The organism is Paenibacillus sp. FSL W8-0187 (assembly GCF_037969755.1).
GTDB lineage: Bacteria > Bacillota > Bacilli > Paenibacillales > Paenibacillaceae > Paenibacillus_AQ.
The window spans coordinates 7056987-7070407 of record NZ_CP150206.1 but is presented as its reverse complement, the minus strand read 5'-3'; the positions used below and the strand labels follow the sequence as shown (position 1 = coordinate 7070407).

Here is a 13421-nt window from a genome sequence, read left to right as displayed (position 1 = left end):
TATAGACGGCAGAAATGTTCGTGATACTACTCGGTCAGACCTAATTTATCTTATCATCAAGGGGAGTGTTATTTCATGTCCGATAACAAACAGATCGCTGTCATTACCGGCGCAGCCAGCGGGATCGGCAGAGCCAGCAGCTTGAAATTGGCAGAGAACGGTGCAAAGGTAGTGCTCGTTGACTTCAACAAGGAAGCCGGCGAAGAAACGCTGCGTTTGATCAAGGAACAGGGCGGAGAGGGAATCTTCGTGCAAGCGGATGTAACAAAAACCGAGGATGTTCAGAACTATGTGAACAAGGCGGTTGAAGCTTACGGCAGAATCGATTTCTTCTTCAACAATGCAGGCATCGTGCAGAAGTTCTCGATGCTGGACGACATCGACGAGAATGAATTTGACCGTCAAATGTCTGTGAACGTCAAGGGCGCTTTCCTTGGCATGAAATATGTGTTGAAAGTCATGAAAGAGCAAGGCAGCGGACATATCGTCAATACCGCTTCCACGGCAGGTATCCGCAGTGAGCACAGTGCAGCCGCTTATTCGGCAAGCAAACATGCGGTGGTAGGCTTGACGAAGGGAGCAGCGCTGGAATACGTGAAGCAGGGCATTCGCGTGAACGCGATTTGTCCGGGCGGCGTTCAGACGCCGCTTACGGCAGCGGTGGCCAAGTCCTTCATGGAAGGCGGCTACGTGCCTGAGGAAGTGGGCAACATGCGGATGGGACGTCCGGCTGAGGCGGATGAAATCGCGAACGTGGTTGCCTTCCTGGCTTCCCCGGGCTCCAGCTACATGACAGGCTCGCTGGTTACGATTGATGGCGGATTGACGCTGTAATTATAAAGAAAAAAAGACCAGTCAAGCACCGGAATACCGGGTTTGGCTGGTCTTTTTGGTATAGCATTTATTTGATACCGACGACATCCGCCAGCAGCTCATATGAACGCAGGCGTGCCTCATGATCGTAGATGGCGGCTGCGACAATAATCTCGTCTGCGTTCGTCGACTGCTGGAACTCCTCCAACTGCGCACGTACGGTTGCAGGGCTGCCGATGGCGGAGAAGCTGAGCTGGCGCTTCACGATGGCCTGCTCCTGCAGGTTCCACAGATCATCCATGCTGTCCACCGGCGGGCTCAGCTGGCCGGTACGGCCGCGGATGATGTTCAGGAACTGCTGATACGGCGAGGTAGCCAGACGCTGCGCTTCCTCGTCCGTGTCGGCACAGATTACGTTCACGCCGATCATGGCATACGGCTTGCTCAGCTCGGATGAAGGGCGGAAGCTGGTACGGTACAGATCGAGCGCGGCCATAAGATAATCCGGAGCAAAGTGGCTTGCAAAAGAGAACGGAAGCCCCAGCTGGCCTGCCAGCTGCGCACTGAAACCGCTGGAGCCGAGCAGCCAGATGGGTACATGCAGGCCTTCACCGGGAATCGCCCGGATACGCATGGACGAGCCTGAGGTGGGCTGGAAGTAATTCCGCAGCTCGCCGAGGCGATCCGGGAAATCCTGCCCGTCGCTGCCCGGACCGCGGCGGAGTGCCCGGGATGTGAGCTGATCCGATCCCGGCGCACGGCCAAGACCGAGATCAATCCGGCCGGGATACAACGATTCGAGGGTCCCGAACTGCTCGGCTATGACCAGGGGAGCGTGGTTCGGCAGCATAATGCCGCCGGATCCGACGCGGATCTTGCTCGTGCCCCCGGCGACATGGCCAATGACGACCGAAGTGGCCGAGCTGGCGATCCCCGGCATATTGTGGTGTTCGGCAAGCCAGTAGCGGTTATACCCCCACTTCTCGGCATGCTGGGCCAGATCGAGTGTATTCCGCAGCGACTGTGCAGCGGTGCTGCCCGCTGTAATCGGGGCGAGATCCAGGATGGAAATCGGGATATCGCGAAGCGTTTTGGGCGCTGTATGATCAAGATGGGGTTCTGTCATATGGGTTGACCTCCTTATTCGTGCGCGGCACGGTAAGTTTTTATATAGGGAGAAGACATCCGTCTGGATGCTGGAAAATATGAAATCTACTATCGATAGTTGATATCCCTATATAACGAACATTATATACCTACTTAATCCATAAGAAAAATGTACATCGACGTATCTTCACAGAAGCCAGACCGCATTTAGAGGAACCTTTTCTTGTGTTATATAACTGCTCCATATAATATATGCTTTTATTCTGATCTAATTATCGGTGAATCCCATTCGGTGTATTTATGACGGAGCTTTGGCAAGCTTTTTGTTAAGAAGGTAATAATAGCACAACAACGCAGCCTTGACGGCTGCGCTGTGGGATGTTCAGATTATGTTGGTTTTGTTCATTTTGTTTCACTTGGAGGCTCAATCCGCTCCATCCCGTTCATGTAAGGTCTGAGCGCCTTTGGAATGAGGATCGAACCGTCGGCCTGCTGATGGTTCTCCAGTAGCGGGATGAGAATTCGCGGCGAAGCGACGGCTGTGTTGTTCAGGGTGTGGCAGTAGCGCAGCTTGCCTTCTGCGTCCCGATAGCGGATGTTCGAGCGACGCGCCTGAAAGTCGAGCAGATTCGACGACGAGTGAGTCTCCCCATAAGCCCCGCGGCTTGGCATCCATGTCTCGATGTCGTATTGCTTGTACGTTTTCTGCGACATATCCCCGGTACAGACGGCAACGACACGGTAAGGCAGTTCGAGCTTCTGTAGCAGCTCCTCGGCATTGGCTGTGATCTCTTGCAGAAGCTGCTCCGAGGCTTCCGCGCTGGCTTCGCAGAGAACGACCTGTTCCACCTTCGCGAACTGATGCACCCGATACAGGCCCTGGACGTCCCGGCCGCCCGAGCCGACCTCGCTCCGGAAGCACAGCGATGCTGCTGCCAGGCGAATCGGCTGCGTCACATCGACGACTTCACCACTATAGAACGATACCAACGGCACTTCCGACGTACCGACGAGCCACTTATCTTGCTCCATAATTTGAAAAGCCTGATCTTGACCAAGCGGGAAGAAGGCTGTGTTCTCCATGGCCTCCGTCCTAACGGTTAACGGTACGTCCATAAGGGTAAAACCCTTGGCGACCAGCATATCCACTGCAAGCTGCTGGACGGCCCGATGCAGCATGGCGCCGATGCTGGTCAGGTAGTAGCTGCGTGTGCCGGCGGTTTTGACGCCGCGGGGAATGTCGATCATCCGGTGCAGCTCGCCGAGCGTGACATGATCCCTGTATTCATAATCAAACACGGGGGGCTCGCCAACCCGTCTGATCTCTACATTGTCCAAATCCGAAGCTCCGACTGGCGTATCCGGCGAAACGATATTCGGTACAAGGATGAGCAGCTTGTTGTAGGCGTCGTCAACCTCCCGGTATAACGCTTCCTGCTTGCCCAACTGATCGTTGATGTCCTTGACCTGTTGTTTCGTCCGCTCGGCTTCTTCCTGTTTACCTTGTCGCACGAGCGTGCTGATCTCCTGCGAGATGGCATTGCGCTGCTGCCGCAATCTCTCCACGGCCAGCAGCAGTGTCCGGCGCTGGTCATCCAGCCGGACAAGTTCGGCAACCGACAGGGCGATGCCTTTCTGGTCAGCCACTTGCTGCAGTTCTTCCTGATTTTCTGTGCTCTCTCTGATCCATTTCATATCTAGCATAATCACCGCGCTCCTTCTTCTGAAAAAAATAAAAAAGCGTCCTAGTCCATATGGGACGAGGGACGCTTATGCGCTCGCGGTGCCACCCAAATTGATTGAACCGTAACCTAATCACGAAACAGGTTGGTCCGTGTTCAATCCACTTTGATTCCGCGGTAACGGGCGGGTCCGGTTAACTTAGGGAGATGTCTGATCGATTATAGGATCAGATCCCCTTGACGAGAACGCCTCGGAGTTGGAAGCTCTTCATCGGCCTGATGTTAATATTGTTGTTCAGTATACCGCATGAGGTGTCTTTTATACAAGGGGCTCATTGGATTTTTGTACGCTGTTACATCGACGCCGCTTTCTTCGCAGCTGCCCGCTTCCATCCGGCAGGCTGCTCCGGCATCCCAGCGGAAGGTCCATGCGGCTGCGCCGAGGATAAGGACCGTGAAGCACGCAAGAATCATGAGGGGCATCCAGATGCCAGAGATATCGCCTTGCGGAAAACGGCAATGGACATGCCGTTCGGCCCGATGATCGCAAGCACTTCACCTTCTCGTATATCTAGAGCCACATCATGTACGACCGTTCGCTGACCATAGGTTTTTCTTAAACCTTTCGCTTGAATGAGAGTAGGTAACATCATCTCGTATTCACGCTCCTTATTAACCAATGTTATATATCCAATATTGGATATTGACCGGAAATGAAAGCCGCAGCTGATGCTGAGGCTTATTCTTGAACGAGTGTTATGATCTTGTTGAGAAAGGCGATGTCTTGTTCCAGGCTTGAGATCGCATTATCGAAGGTAGCAAGAGCGATCTTCGATAAGCCGTACTGTCCCTTAATTTCTTTACCTGAACGCCATTGTGCCAGCGATTCTTCCACTTGCTTGAGGTTTTGCTGCAGCAATTCCACCGCTTCCTGCTTGGGAATGTTCTCGATCCAGACCAATCCAAGAGAGAAGTCGGATTTGACGGTATGGGGAGGAAGCGTCAAGGTTTCGCGGATCATCTTCTGGAATAACTTCTCGCCTTCATCCGTAATACTGTAAATTTTGCGAAGTCTCGCACCGGTCCGCTCTTCAGCGGTGGCTGCAATCAGACCGTCGCTTTCCATCTTGTTAAGTGCATAATAGATGGAGCCGGACAGAATATTCGTCCATAGGTCCATGCGGCTGGCCTGAATAAGCTGCTGAATTTCATAGCCGTGCATCGGGCGCTGGCGCAGGAATGAGAGCAGGATGAGGTTGGTCATGTTGGGTCACTTCCTTAGGATGTGTAGGTGAAGAATAATTTCATAACTGGATATCCAACGTTGGATATCTAATGATTGTAATTATAAGTACGATGGAATGATTTGTCAACAACCTGCGGAAAATAGGTAAATGTCATATATGGATTGAATGAAAGCGATTTAAGGTTAAATTTACGGAGAACACCACCTTCAGCGAAGGGGATCACCGGAATTTCAATGCGAACGGGGAGCAGTTTAACGTGGGTGAAACCTTTGCCGGCCTCCGGTTCGAAAAAGGAGTTGAGCTCGCCAGAGAGCTCGCTTGGATTGCCGAGGGCCGAGGCGACATGGCTCGTGCATCCATGCGCTGGATCCTGGACTGCCCCGAGGTCAGCGCTGTCATTCCCGGCTTCCGCAGCGTCCGTCAGATTGAAGATAATCTGGGCACGCTGGAAGTGCCCTCATTCACCATGGAGGAAAAGGTACGCCTGGCCCGCTTCTATCAGGAGCGGGTAGCGGAGCACATCCGCGGTGCCTATTAGGCTGCATTCCGAGGATAAATAGTAAGAAGCCTCCCGATCATTCGGGGGGCTTTTTGTGTAGGAGGATGACTTTGTTCAGAACGATTGCAGCTGCTGCAGTGCTGCTTTAAAGCATATCCTATGCTTAATCATGGTAATGATACTATAATATAGGCAAAGATTCTGAATCGGAATGTGTTCAGCAGGAGGATTGTCGTTTTGAATGACTTGTTGAAGCGGGAGCATGACATCATCAAGGTCTGCTTGTTAGCAGGAAAAATCATGTTGCAAAGCGGTGCCGAGACCTATCGGGTCGAGGATACGATGATGCGGATCGCCGCGGCTTTCGGCGTGGAGAACAGCCACAGCTATATGACTCCGACCGGGATTATCTTCTCGGTGGAGGAGCCTCAGCATATTACGCGGCTTATTCGTATTTCGGATCGGACAACCAATCTCGATAAGATCGATCAGGTCAACAGCGTGTCTCGGAGCATAAGCCTCGGTGAGCTGACGATTGAAGAGGCTCATAGGGCGCTTGAGAAAATCGAGCATGAGCAGGCGATATATCCGACATGGCTGCTGATTCTCCTGTCAGCGATCGCAAGCGGCTGCTTCCTCATTATGTTTCGCGGCGTCTGGCCGGATTTCGTACCGGCGGCCATTGCGGGCGGTCTTGGCTTCTCCTGCTTTCTATTCATGCATCGGGTCATACCGGTGCGATTCTTCGCCGAATTCTCGGGAGCGCTGGTCATCGGCATAACCTCCGTATGGATGGTCAAATACGGATTCGGCCATCAGTTGGATACGATCATTATCAGTTCCGTGATGCCGCTGGTACCGGGCTTGCTGATCACGAATGCCATCCGCGATTTAATGGCGGGGCATCTGATATCCGGCTTGTCCAAAGGCGCGGAGGCTTTTGTTACGTCCTTTGCCATCGGAGCGGGAATTGCGTTTACGTTGTCATTCTAAGAGATGTGTGAGTGGAGGTGAAGATGGTGGCAACCTTTTATATACAGCAGCTCATCACGAGTTTTGTTGCTTCGGCGGCCTTCGGGATCATATTCAACGTACCCAAAAAAGCACTGCTGCAGTGCGGGTTTGCCGGCATGGTGGGCTGGCTGCTCTACATTATGCTGCAGAACATGATGGTTGAGCCGGTGACGGCCACTGTGTTTGCGGCTTTTTGCGTGACAATCATCAGCCATTTTTTCGCCAAAAAATACAAGACGCCCATTATCGTGTTCAGCGTGTCGGGGATTATTCCGCTCGTACCGGGCGGAGTCGCCTACAATGCCCTTCGGCATGTCGCCCAGAATCAATTTGATCAGGCTGTTCAGTTGGGAGCTCAGGCCTTCATGATTTCAGGTGCCATCGCGCTGGGTTTGCTGCTATCGGAGGTGACCAATCAGATCATTCGGAAGTGGTCGATATCCCGGAGAAGAGCTGGAAAACCCAATTCGACCGGCTCGTAAGCTCTCGCGATTCCAAAGAGACCTAACAGATCAGGACGAGGAACAAGTTCGGATATTTTGGCCTTGCAGCTGCTTACTGGCCGTATCTTTCGCTTAACTGCGGGGGATACGGTTTTTTTGAGTGCACTGAAGGGTATATCCCCTTCGTGAATATTTTTACATAAGTTTCATATTATTCCTTTTTATTGTCCAAATCCTCGCTGTACTATATAATCTTTACTGCATGAAATGAAACCGCATTCACATCTATCCTATCTGTTGTTACCGTCTACTGACGACAGTTGAAGATTCCTAGTCTACCAAAGAAGAGGGATGTCCATGCAGGAGTTGACGCTGCATCTGTTCGAACGGATGGGCATGCTGCTCATCCTGACGTTTATACTGACGAGAATTCCGTTGTTCCGCCAATTGCTGGACCGCAAAGAGATGTCTGGCACGCGAATGTTCATCTATTCCTGTCTGTTTGGCCTCTTCGGTATCCTCGGGGTGTATGCAGGCGTTGTGGTGGAGAATGGCGAGTCGAGCTCCTCCTTCTGGCTGATGCAGCTGACGGAGGAGCAGGCCCTGGCCCATTCCGCTCTGGTCGGCGTTGTCATTGGCGGGCTGATCGGCGGGCCCCGCGTTGGCATCGGGGGCGGGCTTTTGGCGGGAGCCCATCTGCTGTATATCGGGGGCTACACGGGGCTGGCAGGAGCTATCGCCGTACCGCTTACGGGTGCCCTGGCCGGGGGCGTGGCCCGATTCTTCTCGCAGGAGCGGGTTATCTCGCCGGCAAAAGCGTTATTCGTGGGGATGTTCGCCCCGATCTTGCACATGGGGGTTATTTTGATCTGTTCAGATGAGCCGGACCGCGCGGTTGAGCTGGTCAACCTGATCGGTCTGCCGATGGTGCTGACCAACAGCATTTCCATTGCGATCTTCACGACGATGCTGCGGGTTGCGCTCACCGAGGAAGAGCGGGCAGCCGCTTACGAGACGGAGAAGGCATTCCATATCGCGGAAGCGGCGCTGCCGCATCTGAAGCAGGGCTTGACGTACCGTACGGCACAGGCCGTGGCCACCTTGCTACTGCGCGAGCTGAAAACAACGGCAGTCGCCATTACGGATACGGAGCGGTTCCTGGCCCATGCCGGTGCCGCCAGCCGTACCATTGATCCCGGAGAAGAGATCACATCCGACTTGACCAAGAATGTCATTGCGACCGGCGAGCTTCGGATCATAGAGAATGCGGAAGATATTCAGCCCCGTCATTCGGCGCTCGGCGCCGCCATTCTTGTCCCGATGATCGAGGGTCACGAGATTGTAGGCGTCATTCATTTCTACTTCAAGCGACCGCAGGATATTCGGCGCGTTGAGCTGGTCATGGCTCAAGGGCTTGGACAGCTGATTTCTTACCAGCTCGGGGCCACGGCCCACGAGAAGATGAGCCATTTAATGAAAGAGGCGGAGCTTAAGCTTCTGCAGGCGCAGATCAATCCGCATTTTCTATTCAATACGCTCAATGCGATCCATTCGTTGATCCGGAGTGATCCGCTGTTGGCAAGACATGCCACGATGCAACTGGGGGCGTTCATGCGCTTGAACGTCAAGGTCATGGCCTCCCGCAGAACGACCATTCGTGAGGAAATGGAGCTGTTGAATGCCTATTTGGACATTATTCAAATCCGGTTTGAGGATCAGTTCACGTTTGAATGCCAGCTGGATCCGGTGCTGGGCGAGCTTATGATTCCGCCTGCAACGCTGCAAATGCTGGTGGAGAACAGCATTAAGCACGGCTTGCGCGATAAAGCGAGCGGGGGCATCATCCAGTTGACCCTAAAGCGGGCGGGCGATATGGCGGTTGTACAGCTGCGGGACAACGGGGCAGGTATCTCCCCTGAGGTGCTGGACAGCCTCGGCGAACAACCGATCATCGGCAGCGAGGGTACGGGGAACGGCATTTACAATATCAACCAGCGTTTAATCAGCATGTTTGGCAAGGAAGCCAGACTCATCGTAGACAATCTTGCAGAGGGCGGATGCAGCATATCCTTCAGCATCCCCTGCAGTCTATCGGAAGGGAGCCGGTACCGTGAAGCGAATTAAAACGATGATAGCGGAAGACGAACGATTGGCAAGGGAGGAGCTGGCTTACCTGTTGGAACAGGAGCCTGATATCGAGCTGCTTCCTTACGCCACGAACGGCCGGGAGCTGCTCGAGCTGGTTCCCTTACGGCAGCCGGATGTCGTCTTTCTCGACGTTCATATGCCGGAGCTGGAAGGATTGCAGGCTGCGCGGATGCTGAAGGCCTCCCCGATCTCGCCCTTGATTGTCTTTACGACAGCCTATGACGAGTATGCTGTCGAGGCGTTTGGTCTGAATGCGATTGATTATCTGCTGAAGCCTTACAGCCATATGCGATTAAAGGAAACCCTGCAGCGAATTCGCAGCAGGGTTCATGAAGGGCAAGTCTCCCCAAAGCAGGAAGCTTATGATGTCGCCACCCAGATAGCTCCGTATCCATCCACTGAGGCTGCTGCCCGCAGTATGCGTGGCAAGCTGCTATTCGATGATGGGGACAAGCATGTGCTCGTCGATCCCGAGGCGATACTGTACGCGGTGCGCGAGGAGCGGGTCATCCGCATATGGACGGCGGAAGGCCAGCGGATTACGAGCAAAAGCACGCTGCAGGAGCTGGAGGAGAAGCTGGCGGGTTACTCGTTCTTTCGTCCTCATCGCAGTTACCTGGTTAACGTGAACCGGATTGCGGAGCTGTCCCCTTGGCAGAACGGTGCTTACAATATTGTGCTAAACGATGAGCAGCGGACGATGATTCCCTTGTCGCGGGAAGCCGCCCGGGATTTGTTCCGGTTGCTTAGAGAGGCGTAGGGAGAAGCGCGTGAGGACGGTGGTTGTCTCCCGGTTCAGGCGGCATATCCGCCTTTTCGCGCACCCTATCGGACGTTTCGCGCAGGAGCTGTGGTCGCAGACAATCCTCCTGTATATAATCATTCTAAAGCGCTTTCATATATGGGAGACGCAATAGAATCCTTGATCGTTAATGGAGGGAAAGGCAATGGAAGAAAAAAGCTATACCGAAGTATGGCATTCTGAAAAATTCAAAACGCTGCTCTCCCGCAAGAAACGGTTCATTATTCCGATGACCGTCTTTTTTCTTCTGTTTTACTTTGCACTGCCGATTCTTACTTCGTACACCGACGTGTTGAACCACCCGGCGATTGGCCCGATCACGTGGGCATGGGTATTTGCATTCGCGCAGTTCATCATGACATGGGTCTTGGGCATCCTGTACTCCCGCAAGGCGGCCCAGTTTGACCGTATGGTAGACGATATTAAAAAGGATATGGGGGCGTAATCGACTATGGCTATCGCGTTGTTTTGCGGAATTGTATTTCTCACGCTGATCATAACGTATTACGCTGCCAAGAAAACAACCAACACCAGCGACTTCTATACGGCAGGCGGAGGGCTCAAGGGCTGGCAGAATGGAACAGCCATTGCCGGCGACTATATGTCTGCTGCCTCCTTCCTTGGCATCGCAGGCTCGATCGCGTTAGTTGGCTTTGACGGCTTCTTCTATAGCATCGGTTTTCTCGTGGCTTACCTGGTGGTGCTGTACCTTGTTGCCGAGCCGCTTCGGAATCTCGGGAAGTATACGGTGGCGGATATGATTGCCGCTCGTTTCTCCGACAAGAAAGTGCGCGGCGTTGCAGCGCTGAACACGATTTCCATCTCCATCTTCTACATGATCGCACAACTGGTTGGAGCAGGCGCGCTGATTAAGCTTTTGCTGGGACTGGACTATGTTACGTCCGTGCTGATTGTCGGCGTGCTCATGACCATCTATGTTGTCTTCGGCGGCATGCACGCCACGAGCTGGGTTCAAATCTCGAAAGCTATACTGCTCATGGCCGGCACGTTCATCATCTCGCTGATCGTATTCGCCAAATTCGATTTCAGCCTGACCCACATGTTCCACCATATGAAGACGGCCACCCCGCTGCAGGAGGCATTCCTGAACCCGGGGAATAAATACAAAATCCCGCTGGAGACGCTGTCGCTCAACCTTGCCCTAGTACTGGGCACGGCAGGTCTGCCGCATATTTTGACCCGTTTCTTTACCGTTAAGGATGCTAAGACGGCACGCAGCTCCGTGGTATACGCTACCTGGATTATCGGCATCTTCTATGTCATGACGATCTTTCTCGGTTTCGGGGCTGCCGCTTTCGTAGGCGCGGCGGATATTACCGCGGTCGATAAAGCCGGCAACATGGCTGCGCCGCTCCTGGCCAAAGCGATTGGTGGCGACTTCCTCTTCGCGCTCATCTCGGCGGTTGCGTTCGCGACGATCCTCGCGGTGGTGACGGGGCTTGTGCTATCCGCCGCATCGGCCTTCGCCCATGATTTCTACGGCCAAATCGTGCGCCGCGGCGAATCGTCGGAGAAGGAGCAGCTGAAGATGGCACGGTACGCATCGATTGGCGTATCCATTGTCTCCATTCTGCTCGCATTGTTCGCCCAGAAGATGAACGTGGCATTCCTTGTCTCGCTCGCCTTCGCCGTTGCGGCCAGCGCGAATTTGCCGGTCATCCTGTTCACGGTGTTCTGGAAGAGGTTTAATACGACAGGCGCGGTTACCGGGATGCTGACAGGATTGATCAGCACGGTGATTCTTGTGGCGCTTAGTCCGAATATATGGGATCCGGCCGGCAAAGCGATTTTGATTGGCGATCCGATCTTCCCGATGAGCAACCCGGGCATTATCTCCATTCCGCTTGGCTTCGTGGCAGCTTATATCGGGACGCTGTTATCCTCTTCCAAGGATGAAGCGAAGTATGCCGAAGTGCTGGTCAAGGCCAATACGGGCGCGTAATCCGGATTTAATTCATTGACCAAAAAGGGTGTATCCAGCTGCTTAGCAGCACAGGGGATCGCCCTTTTTTTGTCATTTTATCGTAAAATAAAGGAGTGACAGGACAGGACTTTGAGGCTGAAGCGGAAGGAGGCATGCAAATGAACATATCCGGCATCGTTTTTTTTCTGGCGATTGTGGTCGGCACGTTAATGATCACGTATTATGCCGCCAAGCGGACAACAAGCACGAATGATTTCTATGCAGCGGGCAATCGCCTGAGCGGGCTGCAAAACGGTTTGGCCATTTCCGGTGACTATATGAGCGCGGCGTCCTTTCTTGGCATCGCGGGCTCTATTGCTGTGTACGGCTTCGACGGCTTTTTCTATTCGATCGGCTTCCTCGCCTCCTATGTGATCGTGCAGTACATCATAGCCGAACCGCTTCATAACCTGGGCAGGTACACGATGGCGGATGCGGTGGCGGTTCGGTTCAGCGAGAAACGGCTGCGCGGATGTATCGCCGTCAACAACATGATGATCACCGTCTTCTACATGATTGCCCAGCTCGTTGGTGCCGGGTGGCTCGTCCATTTGCTGTTCGGGCTGGAAACGTCGCTAGCCATCGTGCTGGTCGGAGGCTTAATGACCGTCTACGTCACGTTCGGCGGCATGCTCGCGACTTCCTGGGTACAGATCGTCAAGTCTATTTTGCTGGTCAGCAGCACTTTTATCGTGAGTCTTATCGTACTGGCAAGGTTCGATTGGGATCTGCTCGGCTTATTCGAATCCATGAAGCTGGCGACTCCATTGCAGGAGCGGTTTCTGATGGCGGGTAATATGTTCGACCATCCGCTGGACATGCTGTCGTTTAATATGGCGCTGGTGTTAGGGACAGCGGGACTTCCGCATATTATTGCGCGTTTCTACACGGTAAGAGACCCGCGTACGGTCCGTTCTTCGGTAAAAATGGCAACGTTTACGATCGGCATTTTTTATGCCATGACCATATTTCTTGGTTTTGGGGCGGCTGCCTTCGTCGATTGGTCCGTTTTGTCAGAGCGGGTTGAGCTGGCGGCGCCGCTGCTCGCAAGCGCATTGGGTGGCGAATTCTTAATGGCCTTTGTATCGGCTGTTGCCTTCGCAACCATATTGGCCGTGATCTCGGGGCTTGTGCTGACGGCATCTTCCGCATTTGCTCATGACGTCTACAGCAGCATTTTCCGTAGAGGACGGGCGACCGAGGCACAGCAGATGAGAGTGGCTAAGCTTTCGGCCATCGTGGTTGGCACCGCTTCGATTGTGCTCGCCCTCGGCGCGCAGAAGCTAAACGTGGCATTCCTCGTTTCGTTTGCGTTCGCGGTAGCGGCCTCGGCTAATCTGCCGGTGCTGCTGTTCACGCTATTTTGGCGGAGATTTAATACGTATGGGGCCATGTCGAGCATTGCGGCCGGATTGGTATCCTCCTTGCTGCTCATGGCCGTGGGGCCTAACGTGATGGATCCCGGGGCCGGCTGGATCCGGGCGGAAGCGATCTTCCCGCTCAAGCATCCGGGCATCGTGTCCATACCGATTGGTTTCGCGGGCGGCATCCTCGGTACTCTGCTATCCGGTAAAGTCGGCTCAAGTGGCCAATTCGAGACGATGCAGGCCATTGCCCATGTGGCCCCTAATGAGATTCGTACCCGCGAGCCGGGATGACAGAGCATACATACAAATGATGAA

General features: G+C 53.7%; 12 protein-coding genes and 1 pseudogene. 10 read left to right on the top strand and 3 right to left on the bottom strand.

Annotated features, from left to right (window positions below; genetic code table 11):
* Nucleotides 1–75 precede the first annotated feature (75 nt).
* The gene (locus MKY48_RS32030; RefSeq protein WP_339268717.1) at nt 76–834 is read left to right on the top strand and encodes an SDR family oxidoreductase; all 759 of its coding nucleotides are present in this window, start codon (nt 76–78) and stop codon (nt 832–834) included.
* Between the two features lie 67 nt (nt 835–901).
* Here the strand turns inward: MKY48_RS32030 and MKY48_RS32025 are convergent, their stop codons facing one another.
* Complete coding sequence (locus MKY48_RS32025; RefSeq protein ID WP_213647146.1) at nt 902–1939, bottom strand: LLM class flavin-dependent oxidoreductase; 1038 nt, start codon at nt 1937–1939, stop codon at nt 902–904.
* Between the two features lie 383 nt (nt 1940–2322).
* Nucleotides 2323–3624 carry a serine--tRNA ligase gene (gene serS, locus MKY48_RS32020; RefSeq protein ID WP_339291942.1) on the bottom strand — a complete coding sequence of 434 codons (1302 nt, stop codon included), beginning with the start codon at nt 3622–3624 and terminating at the stop codon, nt 2323–2325.
* A gap of 215 nt (nt 3625–3839) precedes the next feature.
* On the opposite strand from serS, the gene MKY48_RS32015 reads away from it, so the two are divergent.
* Complete coding sequence (locus MKY48_RS32015; RefSeq protein ID WP_339291941.1) at nt 3840–4205, top strand: hypothetical protein; 366 nt, start codon at nt 3840–3842, stop codon at nt 4203–4205.
* A 136-nt stretch (nt 4206–4341) separates the two neighbouring features.
* On the opposite strand, the gene MKY48_RS32010 is transcribed toward MKY48_RS32015, so the two are convergent.
* Entirely contained in the window at nt 4342–4866 is a 525-nt protein-coding gene (locus tag MKY48_RS32010; protein WP_339291940.1) for a PadR family transcriptional regulator, read from the bottom strand.
* 167 nt (nt 4867–5033) lie between these two features.
* On the opposite strand from MKY48_RS32010, the pseudogene MKY48_RS32005 reads away from it, so the two are divergent.
* From MKY48_RS32005 to MKY48_RS31970, 8 genes and pseudogenes are all read left to right on the top strand, one after another.
* A pseudogene (locus MKY48_RS32005) lies at nt 5034–5387 on the top strand (aldo/keto reductase); the annotation flags it as partial.
* A 198-nt stretch (nt 5388–5585) separates the two neighbouring features.
* The gene (locus tag MKY48_RS32000) at nt 5586–6341 is read left to right on the top strand and encodes a threonine/serine exporter family protein (protein WP_339291939.1); all 756 of its coding nucleotides are present in this window, start codon (nt 5586–5588) and stop codon (nt 6339–6341) included.
* A 23-nt stretch (nt 6342–6364) separates the two neighbouring features.
* On the top strand, nt 6365–6844 hold the full coding sequence (locus tag MKY48_RS31995) for a threonine/serine exporter family protein (protein WP_076323830.1): 480 nt from the start codon (nt 6365–6367) through the stop codon (nt 6842–6844).
* A gap of 318 nt (nt 6845–7162) precedes the next feature.
* Nucleotides 7163–8929, top strand: coding sequence for a LytS/YhcK type 5TM receptor domain-containing protein (locus tag MKY48_RS31990; protein WP_339291938.1), 1767 nt, complete (start codon nt 7163–7165; stop codon nt 8927–8929).
* Nucleotides 8916–9713 carry a LytTR family DNA-binding domain-containing protein gene (locus tag MKY48_RS31985; protein ID WP_339291937.1) on the top strand — a complete coding sequence of 266 codons (798 nt, stop codon included), beginning with the start codon at nt 8916–8918 and terminating at the stop codon, nt 9711–9713. The genes MKY48_RS31990 and MKY48_RS31985 overlap by 14 nt, the downstream gene beginning before the upstream one ends.
* Before the next feature lie 187 nt (nt 9714–9900).
* Nucleotides 9901–10200 carry a DUF485 domain-containing protein gene (locus tag MKY48_RS31980; RefSeq protein WP_339291936.1) on the top strand — a complete coding sequence of 100 codons (300 nt, stop codon included), beginning with the start codon at nt 9901–9903 and terminating at the stop codon, nt 10198–10200.
* Between the two features lie 6 nt (nt 10201–10206).
* A complete protein-coding gene (locus MKY48_RS31975) occupies nt 10207–11718 on the top strand; it encodes a cation acetate symporter (protein ID WP_339291935.1) in 1512 nt (503 codons plus the stop codon).
* Nucleotides 11719–11858: 140 nt separating this feature from the next.
* Nucleotides 11859–13397, top strand: coding sequence for a cation acetate symporter (locus MKY48_RS31970; RefSeq protein ID WP_339291934.1), 1539 nt, complete (start codon nt 11859–11861; stop codon nt 13395–13397).
* Nucleotides 13398–13421 lie beyond the last annotated feature (24 nt).

Bases quoted from the DNA above. Each gene is read 5' to 3' on its own strand.
- MKY48_RS32030 (WP_339268717.1), top strand. From the start codon at position 76: ATGTCCGATAACAAACAGATCGCTGTCATTACCGGCGCAGCCAGCGGG.
- MKY48_RS32025 (WP_213647146.1), bottom strand. From the start codon at position 1,939: ATGACAGAACCCCATCTTGATCATACAGCGCCCAAAACGCTTCGCGAT.
- serS (WP_339291942.1), bottom strand. From the start codon at position 3,624: ATGCTAGATATGAAATGGATCAGAGAGAGCACAGAAAATCAGGAAGAA.
- MKY48_RS32010 (WP_339291940.1), bottom strand. From the start codon at position 4,866: ATGACCAACCTCATCCTGCTCTCATTCCTGCGCCAGCGCCCGATGCAC.
- MKY48_RS31995 (WP_076323830.1), top strand. From the start codon at position 6,365: ATGGTGGCAACCTTTTATATACAGCAGCTCATCACGAGTTTTGTTGCT.
- MKY48_RS31990 (WP_339291938.1), top strand. From the start codon at position 7,163: ATGCAGGAGTTGACGCTGCATCTGTTCGAACGGATGGGCATGCTGCTC.
- MKY48_RS31980 (WP_339291936.1), top strand. From the start codon at position 9,901: ATGGAAGAAAAAAGCTATACCGAAGTATGGCATTCTGAAAAATTCAAA.
- MKY48_RS31975 (WP_339291935.1), top strand. From the start codon at position 10,207: ATGGCTATCGCGTTGTTTTGCGGAATTGTATTTCTCACGCTGATCATA.
- MKY48_RS31970 (WP_339291934.1), top strand. From the start codon at position 11,859: ATGAACATATCCGGCATCGTTTTTTTTCTGGCGATTGTGGTCGGCACG.